Origin of the sequence: Methanobrevibacter sp. (assembly GCF_017539065.1) — an archaeon.
Taxonomy (GTDB): Archaea; Methanobacteriota; Methanobacteria; order Methanobacteriales; family Methanobacteriaceae; genus Methanocatella.
On the sequence record NZ_JAFYHP010000003.1, the window covers coordinates 1 to 24,981 of the forward strand.

Here is a 24,981-nt window from a genome sequence, read left to right on the forward strand (position 1 = left end):
AAATAGAAAAAATAGAAAAAATAAATTGATAAAATTAGAGTATTTTATCATTAATTAATTCAGCATTGAGAATAGATGCTCCTGCTGCTCCACGAATAGTATTGTGGCCAACTAAAACATATTTAAAACTATTATCAAATACTGTATCTTTTCTAAGTCTACCAACAGTAACTGCCATACCATTGCCCGCATTTCTGTCCATTCTTGGTTGTGGTCTGTCAGATTCTTCTTTGACAATAACTGGATTTTCAGGAGCGGAGAATAAATTAAGTTCTTGTGGCAAACCTTTGAAGTTTGACATTTTGTCACTTACATCAGCAATGTCAAAGTCATCAGCCAACTCAATAAATACTGCTTCAGTATGACCATCAATTACAGGTACCCTATGACAGGACGCACTTAATTTGAAATCTGCATTAACTACATCAGTCCCATCAAATGAACCGAGCAGATAGAGTGATTCACTTTCCATTTTTTCTTCTTCCCCACCAATGTAAGGAACAAGATTATCGACAATAGCCATAGATGGAACCCCATTATAACCTGCACCAGATACTGCTTGCATGGTTGAAACTCTAACTGATTTTACATCAAAATTATCAACAATAGGTTTTAATGTTAAAGCTAAAGCAATTGTTGAACAGTTTGGATTAGTTACAATGAATCCGTCCCAGTTATTTTCCTTTTGTTGAGCATCTATCATGTCTAAACACTCAGGATTGACTTCTGGAATTACTAATGGTATATTTTTTTTCATCCTATGCGCACTAGCGTTACTTGCAACAACATAATCTTTTGCAAATTCTTTTTCAACAGTGAGTGCGAAATCAGCAGGAAGAGATGAAAATACAATATCTACATCATCATCCATTGCCTTAGGATCAGTTTCGATAACTTCAATGTCTTTTACAGACTCTGGCATCTCATTGTTCATATACCAAGTTGTAGCATCCTCATATCTTTTACCAGCAGATCTAGAAGAAGCGGCTAAAGCTGTAACTTCAAAATCCGGGTGATTTTCAAGTAATTGAATAAATCTTTGGCCAACCATCCCAGTTGCGCCAAGTACTCCTACATTAACCATATTTAACACCTATTCTAATCCTAAAACATCATTCATACTGCTGACAACACCAGTTTCAGCATTTGGAATGTATCTAATGGCCCTAATTACACCAGCAATAAATACTTCTCTTGTATGTGCTTGGTGTTTGAGCTCTATTCTTTCACCATCACCAACAAACATTACGGTGTGGTCTCCGACAATGTCTCCACCACGAATCGCGTGAACACCAATTTCTTCAGGAGTCCTTTTTCCAACCAAACCTTGTCTTCCATAAACTCCTACCTCTTCAGGGTCGCGATTTAATTCATTAGCTATAACTTCAAATGCAGTCATAGCGGTTCCGGATGGAGCATCCTTTTTCTGATTGTGGTGAGCTTCAATAATTTCAATATCAAAATCATATAATAATGGAGCTAACTTCTTTAAAGTATTGAAGAATACATTTACTCCAATGGCCATGTTTGAAGAAATGACTGCTGGAACATTGTTATCCTTAACATTTTTAATATTGGATTCCATTTGTTCATCGCTGAATCCAGTAGTTCCAACAACAACACCTACTCCACAAGAAGTTGCTGTTTTAATTGTTTCAACGGCTGCATGAGCAATTGTGAAATCAACTAATACATCAGGTTGAGCTGCCTTTAAGGTTTCCTCTAAATTTTCAGACCCGGTAATCTCAACACCAAGTTCTTCAGTTCCAGCCTGAATACCTGCATCCCTTCCCGCAAGAGGAGTATTAGGCATTTCAATAGCTGCAACAACTTCCATATCATCTTGTTCTGTAATTTTTCTAATAATACCGGAGCCCATTCTTCCTGCAGCTCCAGTTACTGCTACTCTAATCATTTTATTACCAACTTAAATTAATTCAGAATCTTTTAATGCTTTTTTGAGAACTTCAAGATTTTCTTCTTTCATTGGTGCTAAAGGTTGTCTTAAAGGTCCTGCCGGCAATCCCATAAGGTCCATTGCAGTTTTAACAGGAACAGGGTTAGTTTCAATGAACAATGCTCTGATTAATTCGACCATTTCATAGTGAAGTTCCATTGCTCTTGTATAATCATCATTTAAAATACTGTCAACCATTAAGACCATTCTTTTTGCATCAATATTTGCAGAAGCTGAAATAACACCAGTTGCACCAACTGCCATAAGAGGCAAAGTTAATGAATCTTCACCTGAAAGAATATTAAAATCATCTTCAAGACCTTCGTGAGTAAGTGCCCTGTAAATGTCTGATACTTTATCAACACTTCCACTAGCTTCTTTGACCGCATCAATACCATCAACTTTTGCCAATTCAACAATAGTTTCAACATCCATATTGAGCCCTGTACGAGATGGTACATTGTATAATATGAGCGGAATGTCAACAGTCTCAGCAATAGTTGTGTAATGGTCAATTAAACCATGCTGTTGTGGTTTATTGTAATATGGAGTAATTAATAATGCAGCATCTGCTCCTGCGTCATATGCATATTTAGTTAAGGAGAGTGCTTCTGAAGTAGCATTACTTCCAGTACCTGCGATAGTTTCAACTCTACCATCTACTTCATCGATTAATATATCAATTATCCTTTGATGTTCTTCATGAGAAACGGTAGCTGATTCTCCAGTAGTTCCTGCACCAACTAAACCTGTTACTCCTTTTTCAATTAAATAATTAATATTTGATCTAAATCCTTCTTCATCAATCTCTTTATCTTGTGTGAATGGAGTTACCATTGCAACATATGTTCCTTCAAAATTCATTCTAAAACCTCATTGATTAATTCGCGTGCTTTATCACCATCTTCCCAATTGACAAATAGTACAATTGCAGTTTGTGATGAAATAATTTCGACTATATTGATTTCATGTTTTTTGAGTGGTTCTGTAATTTCTGAAATTATTCCCGGAGTGTCAATAATATCAGGATTTACAAATGTAATCATTGCAGTGTCTCTTCCTAAAGATAGAGAACTTAATGCATCAGTTTCTACCACAACTTTATGTAATGCATGATAAGCATTATTAGAATCTGCCTTTTCGACAAATACAGTTATTGAATTTTGACCTGCTGAAATACCAAATATATTTATGTCGTCCTCAGCAAGTTTTCCAGTTATACTAGCCATCAATCCGGATGTTTTAACCATAGCATCGCCGACAATAGCTATAAGAGAAATAGGGTTCTTGTACTTTGTTACGCATTTCATCATATCACCTTCATATGGTCCAACAATACGTGTGCCTTTTGAGGATAAATCCCCATGAGCAAAATTAATAATTTTTGCAGTTATTAATGGATCTTTATATCTTAAAGCATGCGGATGTAAAACTTGCGCTCCATGAGTAGCTAAATCTCTCATTTCTTCAACGGAGATTTCCTCTAACAATTCCGCACTTTCAATTTTATTAGGATCAGTAGACATTACTCCGTCTACATCTGTAACAATAATGACTTCATTTGCATCTAAACAATGTCCAATTAAAAATGCTGTTACATCACTTCCCCCTCTACCGAGAGTTGTGATTTCTCCATTATCACCTTGACCTAAAAATCCGCAAACAACCGGAATTACTCCTTGATTTACAAGTTGCATAAGTCCTTCAGTCTTTTGCTTAGTTGTATTAAAATCAATCTTTGCCTCTAAATAATTAGAATCAGTTTTAATTGGCCATAATTCATTATAAGGATCAATAAACTCTGACTTAACACCTAAAGATTCAATAGTTGCGGAGAATAATCTAGCGCTAGTTAATTCCCCCATAGCCATAATTCCTGCCTTCTGTTTATCTGTTAAGCTTTCACCAATAGCCTCATCAGATAATCCAATGAGATCATCAGTAGTCTTATTCACGGCAGAAACAACAACTACCACCTGACTACCTTTCATATACTCATTCACGACAGATTGCGCCGCTTTTTTAATTCTGGAACCATTCCCTACCGATGTTCCACCAAATTTTACTACTACCAAATCCATTAAGTTCACCTATTTCTTAAAAATCTTATCTTATTTTGTTAAGATATTAATTAAACAAAATATACATATCTATTTTTATCTAACCATATTAATAAACTTTAATTATAAATATGTATAAAACAAGTTAAAAATTTGAAATATAAAAAAAGAGTTAATAAAAAAAGAGTAGAAAATATGAAAAAAGCTTATTTTTGGGTTTGTTCTAACCTTACAAGCCTTGTTACATATCCTGCAATTTTATTTCTTAAATGTTTAGTACTAACAGTTGAGTATTCTTGTACTAATTTTTTATTTTCTTCAAAATCAGTAGTGAAAACACCTTTGTGAGTTTCGATTAGTTCTTTTGCTAAACGTTTAACAAATGAAGTTCTAATATTGCCCATTAAAATTCCTCCTTATAAATTTGTTCTTGTACATTTTTACTTAAGATAGTCAACATATTTACGATTTGATCAATAATATCAACATCAAGATTATTTTCCTTAGCCATCCTCTCGATTTTTTCGTGAATCGCATCTTCTCTACTTTTATCATAAATCGGAATATCCAGATAATGTTTTGAAGATGCAATATCTCTTGCAAGAGAAGTTCTTTCAGAAATTAAATCAAATAACGCATTATCAATTTCATCAATACGTTTTCGAGATTCTTTGAGAAGTATTTCGGCTTCTTCCTTATTTTCAAAAGATTTTAGTCTATCGTTACTTTTCAAAAAACCACCAAATTGATAATAATATAATTTATTATTATCCTAGTATATAAACTATATGTTTCATTTAAATTATTGAGCTAAATTTTAAAAATCTGTAGACAAGTTTTTTATAACAATCGGCAGCCATCATTATCTGTTTTTGTCTTAATTACTTGTCCTTCATATTTCATCCATGATTCACTAACATCATCAATAGAATTATCATCAACAACAGCTACAAAAGATGAACCGGTTCCTGATAAACCTGAAGCTAAGGCACCTGCCTGCAAAGCATCAATAGATATTGCAGTATTGAAACCTAATGCTGAAGAATAAATCAGTCCATTAAGATTTAAAGCTTTGAAGTATTGCTTTCTGCATGCAAAATCATATGCAGTTTCAACCAATGGAGCCAACACTTTCATTCGCTCAACATTTGAATCTCCGGATTTTGAATGGAAATCGGGCATGTAAACTAAAATATAATAATCATCCATCTTTTCTTTTATGATAAATTCCCTATTTTTATTATCAGTAACAACAACCCCTCCAAAATAAGAAGCGGTTGCATCATCAAAGGAACCTGTTATTGTAACTCCCGCATCCAGTGATGCATCGATTGCCATATTAACCACTTCTAAATCAGATAATGGTTTTAAATTAAATTCCTCCGCAATAATCTCAGAAGTAACCTTAACAATTGCATTAGATGAAGCACTACTGCTTGAAAGACCGGATGCCATAGGCAGACTGGATTTTGTTTTCAAGTCAATTCCAAAATCTAGACTATCAATATCATAATGATTAAAAACTTTTTGAACACATAATTCCATTAATTTAGTATCTGCTCCAACATCGTTTGCACATTTAATTGAATCGGAAATTGTTCTGGCTTCACATTCTATATCTAATCCAATACCGAATGCAGAACCGAAACCAGTAGCAATCGCATTGATTATTGTTGCAGAACCTGGAGATCTTACAATCTTTTTCATTGTTTAACCTCATCATAAGGAATATCTACGACTGCAAAATCTAAAGCCCTGTTTCTTGCATTCATGGAAAAAATTAATCTTAACTCATCATCCTTAAGAATTCTATCAGTAGCTCTAGCGATTGATACAACATCTTTAGGGTTAATTAATAGTCCGACATCTTTAGTAATTATTTCAGTAATTCCGCCAACATCACTTCCAATAACTGGTTTGCCACAGGCTAAAGCCTCAATTAATACTAAACCAAAACTTTCAGAAAATGAAGGCAAGATTAAAACATCACAGCTTGGAATGATATTTTCAACATCCTCCCTTGCGCCGGTGAATATTACATCATGAATATTATCTTCATCCACTTTTTTCTTTAATTTTTTAAATAAAGGTCCTTCACCAACAATTACCAAATAATAATCACTATTTGAGATTTTTTTAGCTTCCAATAGGGAATCAACATTTTTCCTTTTAATTAAATTGCCTACAAAAAGAACTATCGGTTTGTCATCAAGCTTAAATTCTTTTCTAAATGAATCGTTTGGGTGATTTGTGAATCTATTTATATCAACGGAGTTCCATGAAATTTTTGTTTTGCCGGCAATGCCCACAACTCCTGTTGCTATAATCTCATGTCTTAATGCGTTACTAACAGCAAAAACACCATCAGCATCTCTTAATACATTTCTAATTGTCGAACGCATTAACGGTTGGGTTTTATATAATTCAAACATGTCGGAACCATGTGCTGTTACATAAGTTTTAATATTGTGTTTTTTGCCCACTTCAACAGCGGCGGCTCCTGCAGGGAATAAATAATGGCCATGAATAATATCAATATCTTCTTTCTCGATAAGTGTTTCTAATGCTTTTTTAGCATTTTTTTTAAACATTAATCCCCTAACGCCCGGAACATTTAATCCTTTTGTTCCAATAACATGAATTCCGTCAATGTCCTTAATCTCCTTGTGAGGATAGGTTATTACATAAACTTCATGACCCATCTCAACTAATTTTTTAGATAAGGTATGTATATGAACTCCCACTCCCCCGACATGAGGTGGAAACTGACCAACCATAGCTATTTTCATAAAATAAAACCCCTAATTTCACTAATATATTATTATATAATAAAATTATCGTTTAAATATCTACCTTCCATATCTACTAGGATAACATTTAAATCTAAATCAAAACGTTGCTTGCATCTTTCTTTAATTGCTTGAGCAATACTGTTTGAAACTTCAACTGAGATATTTAGTTCGTTCAATATGCTCATCATATCATCAGTAGTTTTTGATTCGAATAACCTTTGAAGGTCAACTTGTTTTGCTCCACACAATGCTGCATGAGTAACCATTATTTCACGCCGGCCATCGGCAATAGCATGTTTAGTATTGAAAATACCGCCTGCAACCTTTATCAATTTACCTATATGCCCAAAGAAGGTAAATTCAGTTATCCCTCTTTTTTCAGCTTCTTCAAACATGAACCCCACATAATTGCCTGTTTGGATAATCTGTTCTTTAGTGACATTTAGGTTTTTTAGTGCTAATTTTTCACCAATATTGCCAGGAACAAAAACTAAATCTCCAACATTTGAAGCCAATGCAACATCTATTTGTGTAACAATGGAATTTTTATAAGCTTCACTAGACATGGATCTTGCAATGCCGGTTGTTCCCAAAACTGATATTCCCCCAACAATGCCCAATTTAGGATTCATTGTTTTTTTAGCTATTATTTCGCCTTCAGGAATAGAAATAGTGACTTTAGCGATTTTTCCATCAGGTATTTTATCTTTTAAGTTTTTAACAATCATGCTGCGAGGAACTGGATTGATTGCATAATCGCCAACAGGAATCTGAAGTCCCGGTTTTGTAATTTTACCAACACCTTTTCCGCCTGTGATTATAACATTATCTTCCTCATCGCTTTTATCTAATAATTCCACTGTTGAGATAATTGCCAAATCAACTGTAACATCCGGATCATTATAAGGATTTTTATGGGCTACTGCACAAGCTTTAACATCAGATATCTTCTTACAGTTATCAATAATAATGTCCAAAGTCTTTTTGGGAGTTTCAACTTTAACACATGCAATATCTGGAGTTTCTAAAATTGCCTCCAAAGCTGCTAGAGAACAAGCAGTAGCTACAGTACCGGTTGTAACGCCAGTGTAATTATCATTAGCCATTGTAAATAAAAAAAAGAAAGAATCTATAATTTAGATTCAAGTACATCAATTAATTCATCTTCTGAAGGAGCGCCTACGAAAGTTACTTCTCCATCAATTACAATTGTAGGAACTGCCATAATCTGATAATCAATTGCTCTTTGTCTGTTTTCTGGGTGTTCAGGGTCATCGATTTTTATTGCTTCAACATCGATTGCATCGCCTAATTTATCTTTTGCTTTTTCAGCAGCATCAATTGCAGCCGGACAGTGTGGACAAGTACTTGTTGAAAATACTTCTACTTTAATTGCCATGATTATAATCTCCTAAAAAATTTATTCGTAAATATTTCTATTATACAATTATATATAACTATTGCTTATTAAATAATTTGCTCAAATTAACAACTTACCAGTCAATTTCCTGTTTGTGACAATGCTCCTCTCCAAGGGCAGTGTGGACTGTAAAAGGGAAATGTAAAATTTCTATATATAATATTAGTTAGCAAATGCTCTCTGGAAATATTTAATATATATTAAGAAAATAAAAATTAAATGATTGAAATGGAAAATTTAAGAGACGATATCAAAACAATAATCAACAGTGCGTATCCCTACATTGAAGAGTTTAACCCTGCTCAAAAGGCCGTGATTGAGTCTGGGTACCTTGAAGATAAATCCAATTATATAATTTGCATACCTACTGCCAGTGGAAAAACCGTTTTGGGAGTATTGCCGGCCTTAAAAACAATACTTGATGGTGGAAAAGCAGTTTATGCAGCACCACTGCTCTCAATACAAAATGAAAAAGTTAAAGAGTTTAAAGCATTTGAAGAACATGGAATAAGCGTCGGCAAACATCCTGGAAGTTCCGATTTGTCCGTGATGGTTTTCGAATCCTTTGACGCACTGACAAGATTTTCCTGGAACACTTTGAGAGATGTCGATACATTGATTATTGATGAATTCCACATGATCGGCGAGTTTACAAGAGGACCAACCCTTGAAGCGGCAATAACCAGGGCAAAAATAATTAATCCCGGCATGAGAATAATTGCATTATCCGCCACTTTAAGAAACATCGAGGAAATTGAAGGTTGGCTTGAAGGAACATGCGTTGAACATGATTACAGACCGGTTCCTCTGCATAAAGAAGTTTTGGATGCCGAGATGTTCAATACAAAAAATAAGAATGATGTCATTGTGAAAATATTGGAAAAGTCAATCAATGACCAATCACAGGCATTGGCTTTTGTATCGACCCGACGATTTACAGAAAGCCTTGCAACTTATGTTTCAAAAAAAATTGATAAAAAAATTAATATAAGGCAAAGGGAACGTTTTAAAGAAGTCGCTGATAAAATACTTGAAGTGCCAAAAAGGAAGAATTCCCTTCCAACAAGCACATGTCTTAAGTTAGCTGAAAGCATTGAACATGGGGTTGCCTTTCACCATGCGGGCCTTTTCAATGAACAAAAGGAAATCATCGAAGATGAATTCAGAAACGGCAATATCTTAATGATTACCGCAACTCCAAGTCTGATGTATGGAGTCAATTTGCCTTCAAAAACTGTTGTAATAAGGGATACTACCCGCTGGACTACTAACGGACCACAACAGATTCCTGTTTTTGATTATGAGCAAATGTCCGGCAGAGCCGGAAGGCCACAATACGATGATGTGGGATACTCCTATTTGGTAGCCAAAACAATGGATGAAGCTATAAACCTGGAGGAATTCTATGTTGAAGGCGAAATTGAAAAAACCAATTCAAAGCTTGTTGACAACAAGGATGCAATTTTAAAACAGATAATTGCCCAAATCGCCTCATCGCTTTCAAGGGATCTTGATGAATTGACCGACTTTTTTGGAAAAACATTTTATGGTTATCAAATGAACAACAATCCTTCAATGGCGCTGTTTGCAGCAGACAGTATCAGATACGAACTTGAAAACTCCTTGGAATTCCTGCTTCATAATGGAATCATAAGGGCAACCCCCGAAGGATTGAAAACAACTGAATTCGGTAATCTAATAGCCAAGTCAAATTATTCCGTTGAAACAGCGGTTAAAATTAAAGAATACATTTCCGGCATCAATGAGATTAATGTTGGCGAGTTCATTTACGCTTTATGTGAAACCCCCGATGTGCCATTAATCACATTTAAAGGAAGAAAATCAAAGGATCCTGTTCATGAAAAATTATCCGAAGCAGGATTGTTTGCCGTTGACATTGGAAACGCTGAAGCCACAGCAGTGTCATTAATGGAATGGATTGATGAGAGAAGCGAATATGAAATCGAAAATAGATACAATGTTTACTCCGCATCAACCAGAAGGTCAGCTTATGAAACATCACGCCTAGTCAAATTTGCAAAAGACACATCTGCAGTCTTAGGAAACTATTCAAATTTAAAAGACTTCGACATATTATCCGCCAGATTATACTACGGCGTAAAAGAAGATATCATCCCATTAGTCGTGGGAGTTAAAAGACTAGGTAGAAAAAGAGCTAGAAATCTAGTTAAAATATTTGGAAACGATTTGAGTGGCGTTTCAGAAAAAGAGTTACAAAAAGTAGAAGGCATTGGTCCTAAATTAGCTGAAAAAATAAAATTATTTACAAATAATTAAAAAGGTGGGATTTAACCTCCACCTTCAGCAACACTAGAATCCATTTGCATGTTTTCTAATGATTCCGCTTTTTCTTTCATTGCTTCAATGTCAACTTCTTTATCTCCATCATTATCATAAAATGAAGATCTTTTAATGTCTTTATCATCGAGCAATTCAACTAAATTAGAACGATACCATAATTCGGTTTTATCAAGTTTTACCCAATCTATGCCATCATGTGTTCTTAAATCAACAACTTTGCCAATTGTTCCTGTATCCACATATCTGACATGAGAATCAAGAGTAATTTCTAATCCTCTTGCATCAAAAACCATTTTAATACCTTTCTATTCAGTGTCGTCTTCGATTTCAACTTCAACAGTTTCAGCTTTTTCTTCAGCTTCAACTTCTTCTTTTTCAATTTCTTTATTTAAGATAACGTATGCTCCAATAGTTTGGATATCTTCAAAAGCGATTTCGAGTTCGTCTTTAGAGAAGATATTTTTTTGTAAAGTCAAAGTAATTGTTTCGATTTTACCAGTTGCTTTGTCAAAATCAACATTGTCAACTTTTCCTACTACATTTGCATTTTTATCTAAAACGGTTGAACCGATGAATTCTTTAATTAGCATTTTTTTTCACCTTTTAAAGTTTAATAATATACAGTTATATTTTATTTCATTAAGTATATAAATAACACCATTATATACTTAACTATTATAATTATGGTGAAAATAAAATGGAAAAGGCATGTCGAATTATAATTGATGATATTCTTGATGGAAAAATTACTACACGAAAAGAACTTGAAGTCGAAAAACGACAATTATGTCGTGACTTAAAATTATCTAGGTTCATGAGTAATGCGGATATTTTAGAATATGCGAAACCTGAAGAAAAGGAAATTGTTTCTGGAATTCTAAAGAAAAAACCTACAAGAACCATGTCCGGTGTTGCAATAGTTGCGGTAATGTGCCATCCACACAAATGTCCTCATGGAAGATGTTTTTATTGTCCTGAAAGCGATATTGCTCCTCCAAGCTATACTGGTGAAGAACCCGCCGCACTTAGAGGCAGAATGTATGAATATCATCCCTATGTTCAATGTTTTAACCGTTTAAAACAACTTAAAAAAATCGGCCATCCTATTGATAAAGTTGAGTTAATCATAATGGGAGGAACTTTCCCTTCAAGAGATTTATGTTACCAGGAATGGTTTGTTTCACAATGCCTAAAAGCGATGTGCGATTTCGGTTTAATTATGGAAAATAAACCAACCAACTATGATTACAACTTAGACTATGATGAGATAAGATCTTTTGAAAGTGGAGTTTTAAAAACATATCCTCCAAATGATTATGTTTTAATCAGCGATGTTCAAAGTGTTAATGAGAGCTCAAAGGTGAGATGTGTTGGAATGACTTTTGAAACTCGTCCGGATTACTGTAAAAAAGAACATATCAATAGAATGCTTGATTTTGGAGTGACAAGAGTTGAACTTGGTGTTCAAACTTTATCAGATGAATTATACACTAAAATCAAACGTGGACACACCATAGCTGATGTTATTGAGGCCAATCAACTTTTAAGAGACTCAGCTGTTAAAGTGGCTATGCATATGATGCCTGGTTTATTCTCAAATCAGGACCAAGATTTAAAAATGTTTAAACAATTATTCAGCGACGATAATTTTAAACCTGACATGCTTAAAATTTATCCATGCCTTGTAACAAAAGGAAGTGAACTATATGATTTATGGGCTAAAGGAGAGTATGAACCATACAGTGACGACGAAGCTGTTGAGTTAATCACTAAAGTCAAAGCGATTCTTCCAAAATGGGTTAGAACAATGCGAATTCAAAGAGACATCCCATCAACACTTATTGAAGCGGGTGTTAAGAAATCTAACCTTGGAGAACTTGTTTACAATAACTTAGAAAAGGAACATATTAATTGCCAATGTATTCGTTGCCGTGAAATTGGCCATAAAAAGACATCCAGAGAATATACTTTAGATGAATTTGAATTGTTTAACGAAAAATATACTGCATGCGAGGGGGAAGAACATTTTTTATCAATTGAAGATATAAATGAAGAAAGCATAGCAGGATTTTTAAGATTACGTCTACCATCCACAAATCATTTCAGAGATGAAATTACCGATACTACTGCCCTTATTCGTGAGTTGCACGTCTATGGGAACATGATTAAAATTGGTGGAAAAAATCCTAATATCGGCCAACATACCGGATTTGGTGAGAAACTTCTAAGGGAAGCTGAAAATATAGCTATTGATAAAGGTAAAGAGGAAGTGGCTATTATCAGCGGAATTGGAACTAGAAATTATTATCGAAAATTCGGTTATGAAAAGGTCGGACCATACATGATGAAAAAATTAATATGAAAATGTTTATATAAGATGTTCGTATATATACTAACTAATTGAGAGAGTGTTATTATGTACAATATAAAAAATTCAAAAGAATTAGCAAGTCTTATTAACTACACTAATTTAAATAATATGATTACTGAAAGTGAAATGAGAGAATTTCTCGAAAAAGCAAAGGAATTGAACTTTAATTCAGTAGTTATTTCACCGACATATGTACCATTAGCTAAAGAAATCTTAGCTGACACAAACATTAAAGTTGGAAGTGTGGTAGGATTTCCTCTAGGCTTTGAAGATACAGAAACTAAAGTTGCAGAAGCCCAAGAATTAATAAACAAAGGAGTAGACGATATTGAGGTAGTAATTAACTTAAGTTACCTAAAAGATGAAAAATATAGTTTACTTGAAAACGAAATAAAACAAATCAAAGAAGTCGTTGGAGATAAAATTTTAAAAGTGATCATTGAAACTAAAATTTTAGAAGACTATCAAAAGGCAAATGCTGCTAAAGTATCCGAAAAAGCGGGAGCTGACTATGTTAAAACCGCCACCGGTTTCGTAACTCCAAACCACATCTTTGAAAATGTTAATGATATAAACATTATCCAGAAATATGCTCCAAAAATTAAAATTGAAATATATGGAGGCATAAATGAATATAAATTTGCAAACCAAATATTAACCGGGGGAGCAGATTTAATTGGTAGTGATAACGGTTATGAAATTGTTAAAGCATACAAAGAATTAAGAGAAAACACTCAAGTTAAACCCAAACCAATTACTTTAACAAAAAAAGATTAGATTAAAAAAAAAACCATCACTTTTTAATCTAATACTCCAATTAAATCATCACTTAATCAAAATTAGAAGCACTATTTTTAATTATTTTCTAGAAAAAAAAGTTAATTAAGTTAATATTAAAAAAATGAGAAAAATTGAATGCCATGGGCCGGACTTGAACCAGCGACATCTAGATCTTCAGTCTAGCGTTCTCCCATCTGAACTACCATGGCATATGGACCGAACGAGATTCGAACTCGTGATCTCCTCCACGTCAAAGAGGAATCATACCCCTAGACCACCGGTCCTATACAACATACTATACTTAGGTTAAAGTGATATATAAAGTTTTCTTAGTTGAATAGAACAAGTAGTGAAAAAAAAATAAATTAAATTAAAATAAAAAAAATTGACCAAGAAAATGGCCAATAGATTTTATTTTCAAAGCTTTTTTGCGAAAATAAACAATTAGTAAATCTATTTGATTGCTAATTTGATATCTTCAGCTTTTACAGTTTTTCTACCAGCGTGGCGTGCGAAATTAACAGCTTTTTGTGCGATTTCGTCACCTTTTTCTTCTAATGCTTCAGCTAATGCAATTTTTGCATCATCACTAATTCTTTGTGCGCCAGCATTTTTTAAGATACGACCGACTGGTGCGATTGGTAATTCACTCATAATTACACCTCCAATTAAATGATAGTAAATAATAGTATATAAAGGTATCGGTGAAAAATGGATATAAATCGCCCATATTTTATCATAGTAACTGTTACAAAATGCTTTCGAAAATCAATAAAAAATATAGTCATGATAAAAATTTAAAGCATACAAATTAACAATAAAAACAAAATAAGAATACTTTGAAAAATAAAAAATTATTCTTCCAATAATTCGCTCTTTAGATAAGTGGAGGTAGCTTCAGTTATTTTTACATCAACAAAAGTTCCTAACTCAACATCATTAACTATTACTGGAATATATGAATTTGTTTTTGCTATGTATCCCCCTTTGGAACCTTTTTCTACAACCAATACATTTTGAATGGAATTAACAAATTCCTGGTTTTCTTCTTCGGTTATTTCCTGTTTAATTTGGGATAAAAATTTTGATCTTTTCTTCATTATTTCAGGGGAAATTTCAGTTAATGACGCAGATATTGCGCCTATCCTATGTTGATATTTTGATAAATGTATTAAACTCGGTTTAATCTCTTTGAGTAATTTTACAGTATCATTAAAATCTTCATCACTTTCAGTCGGATACCCAACAATAATGTCAGTGGCCAATGTCAAATTTGGAATTTCATTTTTAAATTTTTCAACAATGCCTTTATATTGTGATATGGTATGGCCCCTTCTCATATCTGACAATACCTTATCGCTTCCACTTTGAACAGGCAAATGGATGAAATCATATACCTTCGGATGTTTTATTGCATCGATTATATCATCAACATCGTTTAAAATGTTTTTAGGATGCATCATTCCAACACGAACACGAAAATCTCCATCTAAATTAGCCACTTCTTTAATTAAATCAGATAGTTTTTCACCACTGTCTCGGCCGAATGCTGCAGTATCTTGAGCGGTTAATTGAATTTCACAACAACCCCCTTCAATAGCTTTACGGGCTTCAGCAACAATGTCTGAAATCGGATAGCTATTTAATGGCCCTCGAGCAAAACGAGTGCAACAGAATGTGCATGCTCCTAAACAACCTTCACATATTTGGAGAATATGAATCAGACTATCGTCACTGACTTTAGGAACATTGACTTTAGAGTCTTTTGAAAAACCGGTTTCACGAATAATGTCCCCGCAATAAGTTGCATTTACCACATTGGCCGATTTGTTTAATTGGTGCGGGCCAATCCATGAAATATTAGGGCCTATCTTATCTAATTTTTCAGGGTCGATTTCAACCATGCACCCCCCAACAATGATTTTCTTATCTGGGAAGTCCTCTTGTAATCTTTGAATCCTATAGGTCATTTTGTCTTCAGTAGGCAATTTGACATAACAGGTATTGACAATAATTACATCAGCTTCATCGATATCCTCAACTATGTCAATATCATTTTCTAGTAAATTACCTGCTATGATTTGACCATCAGCCTGATTAAATGTGCAGCCATAAGATTCAATAAATACTTTCATTAAAATCACTATTTAGTTTTTTTAAAAATGTTGCTAGTTAAATCATAATCATAATTATTAAATTTAACCGGTTTTGAGTATACTCTTTTAATTACTCCTGCTTTGGCAAATCCAGAAGTTAATTTTCTATCTTGTGTTTTGATAACGTGGACTCTAACAATATGGTTTTCAATCTTAACAACATCCCCCGGAGCGATTTCGAAATCTCTTTCGAGGTCAAGTTTATATGAATCAACTTCACCATGCAAATCAACTGAAAATCCAATACGTGCAGGAATTTCAACTGAAGATGCCCAAATCGTATCAACATCTTCAAGTTTTGATTTAGTTACTCTTTTATCTCCCACTTCAATACCTGTGACTTCGACTTGACCAACCTCGGAAAGCAAAATGTCTCCAACTTCCAATTGATCGCTTGGAGATAAATCAATAGATGTTTTATAAGATTTATCCTGCTCTGAAATAATTAATCTGTAAGGTCTAGGTTTTTTTAGAGAAATAATGTTTCTAAATACATGTCCACATTCCTCACATTTAAGCAAGTATTCTTCTGTTAATTTTTTCTTAGTTGTTTTTTGCTTCGAATTTATAATTTCAATTTCATCAGAACCACAAATGGGACAATCCATTTTTATGCCTCCCTATCAGATTCATTCAGATAATGGTTAACTAATCCCCCATCTTCTAAAATAGATAACATGAACTCTTTAAATGGTTCAAAAGTTTTTGACTCGCCAGTAGTTTCATTAACTAATGTTCCTTTTGATAAATCAATATTAATAATATCTCCATCCTTAGCTTCTATATCAGAAACAATTACGGGCAGGCCAATATTGATTGCATTTCTATAAAAAATCCTTGCAAAAGATTTGGCGACAATTGCACTTACGCCTGCAGTCTTAATTGCAACAGGTGCCTGTTCTCTTGATGAACCGCAACCAAAGTTCTCATCAGCAACAATAATATCTCCAGATTTAACATTTTTTGTGAAATCCGGCCTTTCTCCTTCCAGGACATGGTCTGCTAAATCCTGTGGATTGAAAGTTCTTAAATATCTTCCGGGGATAATTACATCCGTATCAATATTTTCCCCGAAAGTCCATGTTTGTCCTTTAATAATTTCCATAAATATCACAGTGAAAGTTAATTATAAAAAAAATGAAGTATTCGGGAATAATCCCAAATACATGTTAAGGTGATTTTTTAAGTTTTAATTTTATTTTCCTTTAAAAGGTTGTGAAAATTCTTTTTCTACGCCTTGACGATAAATTGAATTAAATGTACAGAATGGAATAATTCTGCCATCTGGTGTTGCATAGTGAATAACACATTTTTTAACTCTATCCTCATCAAAGTTAAATGAATCCATAAAGTGCATACATGAAATAAGCATTGCATCTTTAGAGAAGTCTCCTAAAGCATCATAATCTCCTTTAACAAAGACATTTAATAAAATTTTTGTAATATCTAAATCTTTTGGAGATCGGCTAGTATGAATTAATTTTGGAAGGTTTCCTGTTAAACCAGCCATAACTCTTTTACGAGATCCGAATTTTCCATTTTTGAGTTTTTCATTATATTCCTTTAATTTATCAAATAAATCTTCAACATCGATGAAATCAGTGATTGGAATTAGTTTATCTTTACCATCACCCTCAGTTTTTTCTCTAAATATATATGTGGCAATACCGCAGTGTTCATGACAGTTTAAAGTTACTTTAGCTGAATCATTACCACTAAGTAAAGAAATAAACTCGGCAATCGGTTCGACTGATGATGGAGGATAGAAAGCGCTAGTTGGAACTTGGCCATCAGTTTCATCTTCAATAATTTTAACAAAGTCAGGAATAGTAATCCTTTGTTCCTCAACGTGTTCAGCAGGAGTTCTTCCAGAAAATGAAACAGGCTGGAAGTTTACACCATAAATAATATCATTATTATCAAAAGCGAATTTAATAATTTCTCCAACTTGGTCATCATTTACTCCTTTAACTAATGTAGGTACAAGTACAACGCCTAAACCTGCTTTTCTACAGTTTTCAATAGCTTGAAGTTTATCAGGGAGCAAGTTTCTTCCTTTATTTTCAATATAAGGTTCGGGAGTTACTCCTTCAAAGGAAAGATAAACTGTATTTAAACCCGCATCTTTTAATTCTTTTGCCAGATTATCCCTTTTAGCTATCCTAATACCGTTTGTGGCAATTTGAACATGAGTAAATCCTTCTTCTTTTGCCATTTCAATAAGTTCGATAATGTCTTTTCTAACAGTAGGTTCCCCACCAGCATATTGAATAGCAGGACAAGGATTAGGTTTTAAACTCCTTAAATTCTTAAGCATTTGCCTAATTTCATCCTTAGTAGGTTCATATAAGTATCCTGCAGCAGCTGCATTTGCAAAACAAACCGGACATCTTAAATTACATCTATTTGTCACATCAATTAATCCTAAAACAGTGGAAGTTTCATGTTTAGAACATAACCCACAATTACTTGGACATGGGGCAATATCCTCAACACAAGGATTTTCAACCCCCGTAATTGATGGAAGGAACTGTCCTACCCTATTATATAATTTATCGTCACTCCAATAAGTATTTACAAACTCCCCATGCTCATCACAAGTTTTTTTGATAAAGATTTTGCCATCTTCATCATAAACTTCAGCATCAAGAGTTTTCCCACACTCTGGACATAAACTTTTTGTTGTTTTAATTTTCAAAAAATCACCTTTCATACTAATATCAATTAGTACAATACTTACATAATATAATATATTTAAATCAATTTAATATTTAAATATTATTAAATTTATAGTATATATGTGAGTTTAGTAATACAAAAAGGAGTAATTTTCAAATGGCACTTACAATTCAAATAATTTTAATCGCAATTTTAACAACCCTTTATTTTATTCTTCCAGCATATTTTTCAAATGGTGGAGCCCTTGCTTTTGGAGGCGGAACACCAATTGATTTTGGAAAAAGCGATTCAAAAGGCAACCGTTGGATTGGAGATGGCGTTACCTGGAGAGGATTAATAGCTGGAACCATAATCGGTGTAATAACCGGTGCGATTCAAGGATTTATTGCTCCTATGATTATTCCATTAATTGGTGACAATCTTATCACCCCAATAATTACCAATGTGAACAATGGAATATTGATCGGATTTTTACTTGGTTTTGGAGCCATGTTAGGTGATGCACTAGGTAGTTTTCTAAAAAGAAGACTTGGAATTGGAAGAGGAAAACCTGCACCAATTCTTGATCAATTGGATTTCATAATAGTTGCTATAATATTAGTTTCACCATTTGTTGAGGTGAATTTGATATTTATTATATTAGCTATTGTTCTAACATTAATAATTCATTTAATATCCAATATTGGAGCTTTTATGCTAGGCTTAAAAGATGTATGGTATTAAGAAAGATATTTTTCCATCATCACAGCAGTTCCGACCGCAGGTGCAACCACACATTCTTCATCAGTCAGAATATCCCCCATTGATTTAACTTTTAACCCCAAGAGTTCTGCTGCTTTTCTATCTAAAATATCTTTTCCAAGTCCAGTTGTCACAATTAAATCTAAGTTTTGAGTTTCAACAACTTGTTTTAAGCCGTCTGCAATTTGTTCAACTTGTTTTTGATGGATAAATTTAGACATCTCAACAATGTCCTCCATTGACAACATTTCTAAATCGGCACATACAACGCGTGCGATTCTACGGGCACATTCTGTCTTTGATTTTCCTTCACCATCGAAAGTATCGCAAACATAATCATCTTCAGTAATTAAATCTAAAACCGTGTAAACATCAGCAGTTTGTGCAAATAATTCACTAGCCACACGATATTCTTTTCCATTTAATTCAACTTTATCAAGGAAACTTGCAAGATTGGTTCTTAAAGTACCTGTGTAGACCAGCTCCCCTGTTGCAGACCTATCAAAGTCAGACTTACCAATTGCACACTCTATGCCTTCTTTAATTGGAATAATATCCGTTGTTGTACTTCCAGTGTCTATGAAAATACAATTATCAGAAATTAATGTTGCAATTTGAGCTGTTGCAATCCAGTTAGCGGCAGCCGCTTTAAGGGGAGTTTTTTCAATTTCTTCCTTAGATAACATTCCATCTATTCCAACATATGCTATTGGGCAAGTAAATGTATCTTCACATTTTTGAACAACATCTAAAACACCCTCTTTTTTAGTATCATAAGCGTCAACAAGTTCTGCGGTCATTGAAATACCTACCGCATCAATTTCAGAAACCGGACAAATTTTTTCAATTAATTCAATCAAAACTCGTGATAAATCATCATTATTACTCCACATTGGAAGATATGCAAAATCAACTTCGATGTTTTTAATTTCCCCATCTTCAAAGTCAATGACTGCTAAATCAGTATTTGCCCCACCAATGTCAAATCCTGCAATTTTCATGTTATTTTCTCCTAATTTCTAATGAATCTCCAGATTTTACAAATTCTACTTCACCATCTAGGGAAATGTCTAAATCATCAAGGGAGATCTTTCCATCGATTAATTCAATGATGGTTTTGCCTATGTTAATGTTAGCAATTTTACTTAATCCCACATAAGGAGTTGTAAATCTTGAATTAATTTCTAAAAGATAAACTGAGTAAATATCTTTTTCATCAGCATTGATTATTAAATCAACACCAACAAATCCTCTTAATCCATCAATGGCCTCAACTGCATTTTTAGCTATTTCAAAGGCCTCATATTTATATTTACTTTCATATGGAATTTTTCCGCCCAAATATGTTCCTTTTTCATTTTTAAGTTCTACAAACTGTTCATTTAAACTTATAGGGATAGCATTTTTCCCATCTGATAATAAACTGACACTAACATCAGTTCCTTCAATAAATTCTTGAACAATGATTCTGGAACCTGGCGGGAAGATATTTTCTAAATCATAGGACAAGTCTTCAATATTCTCAACTATAACAATATCTTCACAATCCACTCCAACCAATGGTTTAATGATTAACTTTAGTGGAGTTAAAGGGTCTTCTGCTTGCCATTTTTCATGTAAATTTTCAATTGCTCTTTTCCAATATCCTTTTGGATCTATTTTAAACCTGAATGTTCTTGGTTGAGGAACATCGATTGGAAGTGATTCATAAGTTTCAAACTTATCGGAAGTCTTAAAACAAGCCTCAGAAGTGGAAGTGTATGTTTTAACATTATTTTCTTCTAAAATTTTTGTTATATTGTATAAATTATTGTCATTTTCTGCAGATATGAAAATAGCATTATTAAAATCCGCAGCATTATCTTTAAGCCAATCCACAATATTTTCATCAATCAAAATTGGATTAACATTATCATACTCATCCAATACGTTTCCATAAGATTCATTGATTACCAAATCAACATTATAATCTTTCAAATCATTTAAAAGTGCAAAAATTAATTCTTCCGCTTCTGAAATGATACATTTATCCTTTTCGCCAGAAGCCGTGAAATATTCAAATACTAATATAGAATCATTCTCTTTCATCATAAGTAATCATCATCCCATTTAAGTTTAAATCATCAGCGGGGAAACGCATCTTTTCACCGTCAAAGACCATGTGAATTAATGAATCGTTGCAAACTTCAAACTCGCCGACGGTAATGTCTTCTGTGATTTGAGCCATTTTTCTTGTAAATGAACCCATAATATCCTCTGGAGCTTCAATGTTAAGCAAACCTTTACTGTAATACTCTTCAATAGCATCAACAGTCAGTTTAGCAGAATCTCCTTGACCATATGGATTTGGAGCATTTTTCATTTTTTCTGCAAATTCCTTATCGGATAAAATTTTACGGGCATTTTCAAGTATTGCATCCTTATCCGATCCCACTAAGATATTTCCCCCTGCAGTTACTGTTTCAGGACGTTCGGTATTGTATCTTAATGTTAATGCAGGAACATCAAGAGTGATGGCTTCTTCCTGAAGGCCCCCTGAATCTGTTAAAATCAATGTTGATTTTGAGGTTAAAAGTAGGAAATCAAGATATCCTAATGGCTTTATGATGTGGACATGTTCCAAATCATTTAAGTCATCGAATAATCCGAAGTTTTCTAAGGTATTTTTGGTTCTTGGATGAATCGGGAAAATGATATTCATGTCACTCAATTCCTTTAAAGCCCCAATGATATTGATTACTCTCTCCTTAACATCCACATTTTCTGCCCTATGCATTGTCAATGTTAAAATATTGTCCATGCTATCGATATCCAAATCGCCCAGAGATTCATCTTCAAAACCTCTTTTTTTAGCAATTTCCAAGTGCCTAAAACAGGCATCAACGACAGTATTTCCAGTAATAAGCAAGTTTTTATGTGAAAATCCCTCCGCCAAAAGATTGATTGCGGATTCTTCAGTCGGGATGAAATACATTGTTGAGGTAACATCAGCGGCCCTGCGATTCACCTCTTCAGGCATGGTCATGTCAAATGATCTAAGTCCGGCTTCAACATGGCCTATTGCAATGTGCAATTTTGAAGCTACAAGGGCGCCTGCAAGTACTGCATTGGTATCCCCCTGAACCAAAACAATGTCCGGTTTTTCTTCCAATAGAACTTCTTCAATGCCTTTCATCATCAGCCCTGTTTGCTTTCCATGAGTTCCTGAGCCCACATGGATATTATAATCAGGTGTTGGAATTTCCAAGTCCCTGAAGAAGTTATCGGACATTTCCTTATCATAATGTTGACCTGTGTGTAAAACTATTTGATCAATGCCTCTTTTGGCGATTTCATCAATGATAGGAGCCATTTTAATAATCTCTGGCCGTGTTCCTAAAATAGTTGCTATTTTCATATTATCACTTAAACATTAATTATATTTAAAATACCTTAAAAATTTTTATAGAATTAAATAAGCTTTCTCAATTCATTGAGATTTTTCTCAATAAACCCATGATATTTGGGATTTGCCAATATTTTATACTGTTTTATCTTAGTTTTTATGTAAGCTTCCTTCATTACTGCCTGTAACACTGAGATATCTGTTCTTAAAATCAAATCCAATTTCTTTTTTTGAGTGTCATCTAAATCAGATATGTGGGACAATATTTGTGATTTAAATTTTAGAACAATATTTGAATTCTTTTTAGCAAATCTCTCAAGTAAAAATGCAGGAGCTAATTTAAATAAATCCTCATATTCCCTAACATCATTATAACTAATTTTATCGCCCATATAATCACCAGTTATGTAAATCGCATAAACTTTTAACCATTGATTCACGAATTGCATATCTCTTTTGCAAATCGGTTAATGAATCTACCAAATCACGTCTGAACCTTTCACAGGCATAATCGTCATACTTAAATTTAATCCCATCATATTGAATATCCATTAAAATCAAGTATTCTGCCTCCATTACTTTGATATAAGCTCTTGGTTCATCCTCCTCTGGATTTAATAACTTTTCCACTTCAGACAAATCCATTTTACCAATAGCTACATCAACAAAGACCCTCATCATCTTACGGACCATGTTCCATAGGAATGATTCACCATAAATATCTACAAAGATCGGTGAAATCGTATCGTGCAGGTTTGGGAATTCTTTTTTGTGATAATCGTTTAAATCTATTTTTGTGATTTTAATATCATCAATTGTTCTTGTAGTTGTTTTTTGAAAGCGTTTTGTGAAATTGGTGAAGTTATGTGTTCCCTTAAAGATTTCAGCACATTCTTTGAGTTTATCTATGTCTAAATCCTGAAATAGCATGTAACGGTAATGTCTCATTTGAGCGTATCTCGGTTTAAATGCATATCTGACAGGAGCACTGGCTAAAATTTGAATATCGTCAGGCAGGGAATTGTTAATTTCATTTACCCTAACCTCTTTTTCAGATTGGAAACTAATTACATTACCTAAACTATGAACTCCAGCATCAGTTCTGCCTGCAATTCTAAATCGGGACTTTTTCAAGTCATCAATATAATCTAATTTGCGCAAATGGTAAATTAATTCCTCTTCAACCGTTCTTAAATTAGGCTGCCTTTGGAAACCATGAAAATTAGTTCCGATATATCCAATTTTTAGTGCTGTTCTTTTCATCAATATAATATTAATCGTAATATAAAATAAGTTTTTAGAAAAAATGAGGAGGAAAGTAAATAGCCATTGTTAGCTATTTACCTCAATAATATGGCATACTATCGCTCTATTTATAATTGTGTTAATATGTAATCAAACGGATATTTATCAAAAATTTGAGTAATCCAATAATTAATTAATAGTAATAACCATATAAAATTTATCAAAAAATTTTTTCAATAAAATCGAATAAGAAGATTAAATAAAATAAAAAAACAATTATTAATAAAAATTAAGGGAAATGACATTATTAAATTAAAAAATAAAGACAGTATAGCTTAATAATCAATTAGAATAATACTTTACATTATTAAAAAATTCATTAAATTTTGCAAAATTACTATTTTAAAAGGCAATTAAAAAAAATAATAATCACAATCAGCTTAAATCAAAAATAACATTAAAATTATGAATTAGAATAAGAACAAAATTAATAAAAACAAGAACAAAAGTATTACTTTTTTAAAAAAATATTACTATTTAAGACAAATATTTAACCATGTGAGTGGTTTCATCATAATCATCTTCTTCAATTGTGATTTCATAACCAACTGATGTCCAGAATGGGATTCCAGATTCAAGATATCTATGAGTATGCAAGTAAATCTTATCATATCCTTCCTTTTTAGCAAATTCCTCTATAGTAGCGACCAATTCTCGTGCAAGACCATGTCTCCTATAATCCTTATCCACCATCAATCTCCATATGCTTGCAGTGTCCTCTTTTGAATAAACCCCCTTAAAAAGTTCATAATCAACATCATAAGCCCTAACGGCTGCTGTTGCAATTATCTTTTCACCATCTAAAGCAATGTAAAAGTTATTTTTAGATGGCCTTATATAATATTCAATTATCCCCCCAATATCATAATGAAATTTAGGAGTGGGGCCAATTCCATACTCATTAAGGATTTGAGCATATAAAAACTCTTTAACGGCCTCAATTTCTTCTTGATTATTTTCCAACTCTCTAATAATAAAATCCATAATACCACTTAAAATTTTAAAAAAAAATT

General features: G+C 33.2%; 27 protein-coding genes and 2 tRNA genes. 4 read left to right on the forward strand and 25 right to left on the reverse strand.

The genetic code is table 11. From position 1 onward, the window contains the following. Positions 1-34: 34 nt before the first annotated feature. The 10 genes from asd to IKS50_RS00175 all read right to left on the reverse strand — a co-directional run bounded on the left by asd (position 35) and on the right by IKS50_RS00175 (position 8,208). Positions 35-1,084 carry an aspartate-semialdehyde dehydrogenase gene (gene asd, locus IKS50_RS00130; protein ID WP_292843663.1) on the reverse strand — a complete coding sequence of 350 codons (1,050 nt, stop codon included), beginning with the start codon at positions 1,082-1,084 and terminating at the stop codon, positions 35-37. A 9-nt stretch (positions 1,085-1,093) separates the two neighbouring features. Continuing rightward, complete coding sequence (dapB, locus tag IKS50_RS00135) at positions 1,094-1,915, reverse strand: 4-hydroxy-tetrahydrodipicolinate reductase (protein ID WP_292843665.1); 822 nt, start codon at positions 1,913-1,915, stop codon at positions 1,094-1,096. A gap of 12 nt (positions 1,916-1,927) precedes the next feature. Beyond that, positions 1,928-2,821 (reverse strand): 4-hydroxy-tetrahydrodipicolinate synthase, encoded by an 894-nt coding sequence (gene dapA, locus IKS50_RS00140; RefSeq protein WP_292843667.1) that lies wholly within the window; start codon positions 2,819-2,821, stop codon positions 1,928-1,930. Beyond that, on the reverse strand, positions 2,818-4,038 hold the full coding sequence (locus IKS50_RS00145; RefSeq protein WP_292843671.1) for an aspartate kinase: 1,221 nt from the start codon (positions 4,036-4,038) through the stop codon (positions 2,818-2,820). The genes dapA and IKS50_RS00145 overlap by 4 nt, the downstream gene beginning before the upstream one ends. A gap of 185 nt (positions 4,039-4,223) precedes the next feature. After that, the gene (locus IKS50_RS00150) at positions 4,224-4,421 is read right to left on the reverse strand and encodes a 30S ribosomal protein S17e (RefSeq protein WP_292794388.1); all 198 of its coding nucleotides are present in this window, start codon (positions 4,419-4,421) and stop codon (positions 4,224-4,226) included. Next, entirely contained in the window at positions 4,421-4,750 is a 330-nt protein-coding gene (locus tag IKS50_RS00155; RefSeq protein WP_292843675.1) for a chorismate mutase, read from the reverse strand. Before IKS50_RS00155 ends, IKS50_RS00150 begins: the two co-directional genes overlap by 1 nt. Positions 4,751-4,857: 107 nt before the next feature. Then, positions 4,858-5,724: a shikimate kinase gene (locus IKS50_RS00160; protein ID WP_292843678.1), complete on the reverse strand. Its 867-nt coding sequence runs from the start codon at positions 5,722-5,724 to the stop codon at positions 4,858-4,860. After that, positions 5,721-6,806, reverse strand: a complete 1,086-nt coding sequence (locus IKS50_RS00165) for a glycosyltransferase family 4 protein (protein ID WP_292843680.1) — start codon at positions 6,804-6,806, stop codon at positions 5,721-5,723. The genes IKS50_RS00160 and IKS50_RS00165 overlap by 4 nt, the downstream gene beginning before the upstream one ends. Before the next feature lie 32 nt (positions 6,807-6,838). Next, the gene (cbiD, locus tag IKS50_RS00170; RefSeq protein ID WP_292843683.1) at positions 6,839-7,915 is read right to left on the reverse strand and encodes a cobalt-precorrin-5B (C(1))-methyltransferase CbiD; all 1,077 of its coding nucleotides are present in this window, start codon (positions 7,913-7,915) and stop codon (positions 6,839-6,841) included. 23 nt (positions 7,916-7,938) lie between these two features. Then, positions 7,939-8,208, reverse strand: a complete 270-nt coding sequence (locus IKS50_RS00175) for a thioredoxin family protein (protein WP_292843685.1) — start codon at positions 8,206-8,208, stop codon at positions 7,939-7,941. Between the two features lie 240 nt (positions 8,209-8,448). Here IKS50_RS00175 and IKS50_RS00180 point away from each other — a divergent pair, with 240 nt between their 5' ends. Then, complete coding sequence (locus IKS50_RS00180; RefSeq protein WP_292843687.1) at positions 8,449-10,527, forward strand: DEAD/DEAH box helicase; 2,079 nt, start codon at positions 8,449-8,451, stop codon at positions 10,525-10,527. An 11-nt stretch (positions 10,528-10,538) separates the two neighbouring features. On the opposite strand, the gene IKS50_RS00185 is transcribed toward IKS50_RS00180, so the two are convergent. Beyond that, entirely contained in the window at positions 10,539-10,844 is a 306-nt protein-coding gene (locus IKS50_RS00185) for a DUF2098 domain-containing protein (RefSeq protein ID WP_292843689.1), read from the reverse strand. Between the two features lie 12 nt (positions 10,845-10,856). Then, the gene (locus tag IKS50_RS00190) at positions 10,857-11,141 is read right to left on the reverse strand and encodes a PRC-barrel domain-containing protein (RefSeq protein WP_292843691.1); all 285 of its coding nucleotides are present in this window, start codon (positions 11,139-11,141) and stop codon (positions 10,857-10,859) included. A 107-nt stretch (positions 11,142-11,248) separates the two neighbouring features. On the opposite strand from IKS50_RS00190, the gene IKS50_RS00195 reads away from it, so the two are divergent. Both IKS50_RS00195 and deoC read left to right on the forward strand, forming a co-directional pair. Beyond that, positions 11,249-12,913, forward strand: coding sequence for a tRNA uridine(34) 5-carboxymethylaminomethyl modification radical SAM/GNAT enzyme Elp3 (locus IKS50_RS00195; RefSeq protein ID WP_292843697.1), 1,665 nt, complete (start codon positions 11,249-11,251; stop codon positions 12,911-12,913). A 54-nt stretch (positions 12,914-12,967) separates the two neighbouring features. Next, the gene (gene deoC / locus IKS50_RS00200; protein WP_292843712.1) at positions 12,968-13,699 is read left to right on the forward strand and encodes a deoxyribose-phosphate aldolase; all 732 of its coding nucleotides are present in this window, start codon (positions 12,968-12,970) and stop codon (positions 13,697-13,699) included. 139 nt (positions 13,700-13,838) lie between these two features. Here deoC and IKS50_RS00205 read toward each other — a convergent pair. The 7 genes from IKS50_RS00205 to tes form a co-directional block, all read right to left on the reverse strand. Next, positions 13,839-13,911: transfer RNA gene (locus IKS50_RS00205), tRNA-Phe, on the reverse strand. 3 nt (positions 13,912-13,914) lie between these two features. Further along, positions 13,915-13,986, reverse strand: a tRNA-Val gene (locus IKS50_RS00210). A gap of 169 nt (positions 13,987-14,155) precedes the next feature. After that, on the reverse strand, positions 14,156-14,356 hold the full coding sequence (locus tag IKS50_RS00215; protein ID WP_042691314.1) for a histone family protein: 201 nt from the start codon (positions 14,354-14,356) through the stop codon (positions 14,156-14,158). Between the two features lie 200 nt (positions 14,357-14,556). Further along, complete coding sequence (locus tag IKS50_RS00220) at positions 14,557-15,837, reverse strand: tRNA (N(6)-L-threonylcarbamoyladenosine(37)-C(2))-methylthiotransferase (protein WP_292843735.1); 1,281 nt, start codon at positions 15,835-15,837, stop codon at positions 14,557-14,559. A gap of 8 nt (positions 15,838-15,845) precedes the next feature. Continuing rightward, positions 15,846-16,466 (reverse strand): HVO_0476 family zinc finger protein, encoded by a 621-nt coding sequence (locus IKS50_RS00225; protein ID WP_292843740.1) that lies wholly within the window; start codon positions 16,464-16,466, stop codon positions 15,846-15,848. A 2-nt stretch (positions 16,467-16,468) separates the two neighbouring features. Continuing rightward, positions 16,469-16,963 (reverse strand): homoaconitase small subunit, encoded by a 495-nt coding sequence (hacB, locus tag IKS50_RS00230; RefSeq protein WP_292843745.1) that lies wholly within the window; start codon positions 16,961-16,963, stop codon positions 16,469-16,471. A gap of 90 nt (positions 16,964-17,053) precedes the next feature. Beyond that, the gene (gene tes / locus IKS50_RS00235) at positions 17,054-18,571 is read right to left on the reverse strand and encodes a tetraether lipid synthase Tes (RefSeq protein WP_394357513.1); all 1,518 of its coding nucleotides are present in this window, start codon (positions 18,569-18,571) and stop codon (positions 17,054-17,056) included. A 122-nt stretch (positions 18,572-18,693) separates the two neighbouring features. Between tes and IKS50_RS00240 the strand changes: the two genes are divergently transcribed. Next, a complete protein-coding gene (locus IKS50_RS00240; protein WP_292843752.1) occupies positions 18,694-19,260 on the forward strand; it encodes a CDP-2,3-bis-(O-geranylgeranyl)-sn-glycerol synthase in 567 nt (188 codons plus the stop codon). Here the strand turns inward: IKS50_RS00240 and IKS50_RS00245 are convergent. From IKS50_RS00245 to IKS50_RS00270, 6 genes are all read right to left on the reverse strand, one after another. Continuing rightward, complete coding sequence (locus IKS50_RS00245) at positions 19,257-20,279, reverse strand: hydantoinase/oxoprolinase family protein (protein ID WP_292843753.1); 1,023 nt, start codon at positions 20,277-20,279, stop codon at positions 19,257-19,259. The two genes, IKS50_RS00240 and IKS50_RS00245, sit on opposite strands and share 4 nt — an antisense overlap. A 1-nt stretch (position 20,280) precedes the next feature. Next, positions 20,281-21,369, reverse strand: a complete 1,089-nt coding sequence (locus tag IKS50_RS00250) for an ATP-grasp domain-containing protein (RefSeq protein ID WP_292843754.1) — start codon at positions 21,367-21,369, stop codon at positions 20,281-20,283. After that, positions 21,353-22,675 carry a non-hydrolyzing UDP-N-acetylglucosamine 2-epimerase gene (gene wecB, locus IKS50_RS00255; protein WP_292843755.1) on the reverse strand — a complete coding sequence of 441 codons (1,323 nt, stop codon included), beginning with the start codon at positions 22,673-22,675 and terminating at the stop codon, positions 21,353-21,355. The genes IKS50_RS00250 and wecB overlap by 17 nt, the downstream gene beginning before the upstream one ends. Before the next feature lie 53 nt (positions 22,676-22,728). After that, on the reverse strand, positions 22,729-23,055 hold the full coding sequence (locus tag IKS50_RS00260; RefSeq protein WP_292843756.1) for a hypothetical protein: 327 nt from the start codon (positions 23,053-23,055) through the stop codon (positions 22,729-22,731). A gap of 4 nt (positions 23,056-23,059) precedes the next feature. Beyond that, on the reverse strand, positions 23,060-23,926 hold the full coding sequence (truA, locus tag IKS50_RS00265) for a tRNA pseudouridine(38-40) synthase TruA (protein WP_292843757.1): 867 nt from the start codon (positions 23,924-23,926) through the stop codon (positions 23,060-23,062). Positions 23,927-24,445: 519 nt separating this feature from the next. Next, on the reverse strand, positions 24,446-24,952 hold the full coding sequence (locus tag IKS50_RS00270) for a GNAT family N-acetyltransferase (protein ID WP_292843758.1): 507 nt from the start codon (positions 24,950-24,952) through the stop codon (positions 24,446-24,448). Positions 24,953-24,981 lie beyond the last annotated feature (29 nt).

What these genes read in the sequence shown, in the direction of transcription:
- IKS50_RS00215 (WP_042691314.1), bottom strand. Translation starts at nt 14,356, where the DNA reads ATGAGTGAATTACCAATCGCACCAGTCGGTCGTATCTTAAAAAATGCT.
- IKS50_RS00220 (WP_292843735.1), bottom strand. Translation starts at nt 15,837, where the DNA reads ATGAAAGTATTTATTGAATCTTATGGCTGCACATTTAATCAGGCTGAT.
- IKS50_RS00150 (WP_292794388.1), bottom strand. Translation starts at nt 4,421, where the DNA reads ATGGGCAATATTAGAACTTCATTTGTTAAACGTTTAGCAAAAGAACTA.
- IKS50_RS00245 (WP_292843753.1), bottom strand. Translation starts at nt 20,279, where the DNA reads ATGAAAATTGCAGGATTTGACATTGGTGGGGCAAATACTGATTTAGCA.
- hacB (WP_292843745.1), bottom strand. Translation starts at nt 16,963, where the DNA reads ATGGAAATTATTAAAGGACAAACATGGACTTTCGGGGAAAATATTGAT.
- dapB (WP_292843665.1), bottom strand. Translation starts at nt 1,915, where the DNA reads ATGATTAGAGTAGCAGTAACTGGAGCTGCAGGAAGAATGGGCTCCGGT.
- deoC (WP_292843712.1), top strand. Translation starts at nt 12,968, where the DNA reads ATGTACAATATAAAAAATTCAAAAGAATTAGCAAGTCTTATTAACTAC.
- IKS50_RS00180 (WP_292843687.1), top strand. Translation starts at nt 8,449, where the DNA reads ATGATTGAAATGGAAAATTTAAGAGACGATATCAAAACAATAATCAAC.
- IKS50_RS00250 (WP_292843754.1), bottom strand. Translation starts at nt 21,369, where the DNA reads ATGATGAAAGAGAATGATTCTATATTAGTATTTGAATATTTCACGGCT.
- IKS50_RS00270 (WP_292843758.1), bottom strand. Translation starts at nt 24,952, where the DNA reads ATGGATTTTATTATTAGAGAGTTGGAAAATAATCAAGAAGAAATTGAG.
- IKS50_RS00260 (WP_292843756.1), bottom strand. Translation starts at nt 23,055, where the DNA reads ATGGGCGATAAAATTAGTTATAATGATGTTAGGGAATATGAGGATTTA.
- asd (WP_292843663.1), bottom strand. Translation starts at nt 1,084, where the DNA reads ATGGTTAATGTAGGAGTACTTGGCGCAACTGGGATGGTTGGCCAAAGA.
- IKS50_RS00185 (WP_292843689.1), bottom strand. Translation starts at nt 10,844, where the DNA reads ATGGTTTTTGATGCAAGAGGATTAGAAATTACTCTTGATTCTCATGTC.
- cbiD (WP_292843683.1), bottom strand. Translation starts at nt 7,915, where the DNA reads ATGGCTAATGATAATTACACTGGCGTTACAACCGGTACTGTAGCTACT.
- IKS50_RS00145 (WP_292843671.1), bottom strand. Translation starts at nt 4,038, where the DNA reads ATGGATTTGGTAGTAGTAAAATTTGGTGGAACATCGGTAGGGAATGGT.
- IKS50_RS00165 (WP_292843680.1), bottom strand. Translation starts at nt 6,806, where the DNA reads ATGAAAATAGCTATGGTTGGTCAGTTTCCACCTCATGTCGGGGGAGTG.
- wecB (WP_292843755.1), bottom strand. Translation starts at nt 22,675, where the DNA reads ATGAAAATAGCAACTATTTTAGGAACACGGCCAGAGATTATTAAAATG.
- IKS50_RS00160 (WP_292843678.1), bottom strand. Translation starts at nt 5,724, where the DNA reads ATGAAAAAGATTGTAAGATCTCCAGGTTCTGCAACAATAATCAATGCG.
- tes (WP_394357513.1), bottom strand. Translation starts at nt 18,571, where the DNA reads ATGAAAGGTGATTTTTTGAAAATTAAAACAACAAAAAGTTTATGTCCA.
- IKS50_RS00240 (WP_292843752.1), top strand. Translation starts at nt 18,694, where the DNA reads ATGGCACTTACAATTCAAATAATTTTAATCGCAATTTTAACAACCCTT.
- IKS50_RS00175 (WP_292843685.1), bottom strand. Translation starts at nt 8,208, where the DNA reads ATGGCAATTAAAGTAGAAGTATTTTCAACAAGTACTTGTCCACACTGT.
- truA (WP_292843757.1), bottom strand. Translation starts at nt 23,926, where the DNA reads ATGAAAAGAACAGCACTAAAAATTGGATATATCGGAACTAATTTTCAT.
- IKS50_RS00195 (WP_292843697.1), top strand. Translation starts at nt 11,249, where the DNA reads ATGGAAAAGGCATGTCGAATTATAATTGATGATATTCTTGATGGAAAA.
- IKS50_RS00225 (WP_292843740.1), bottom strand. Translation starts at nt 16,466, where the DNA reads ATGGATTGTCCCATTTGTGGTTCTGATGAAATTGAAATTATAAATTCG.
- dapA (WP_292843667.1), bottom strand. Translation starts at nt 2,821, where the DNA reads ATGAATTTTGAAGGAACATATGTTGCAATGGTAACTCCATTCACACAA.
- IKS50_RS00190 (WP_292843691.1), bottom strand. Translation starts at nt 11,141, where the DNA reads ATGCTAATTAAAGAATTCATCGGTTCAACCGTTTTAGATAAAAATGCA.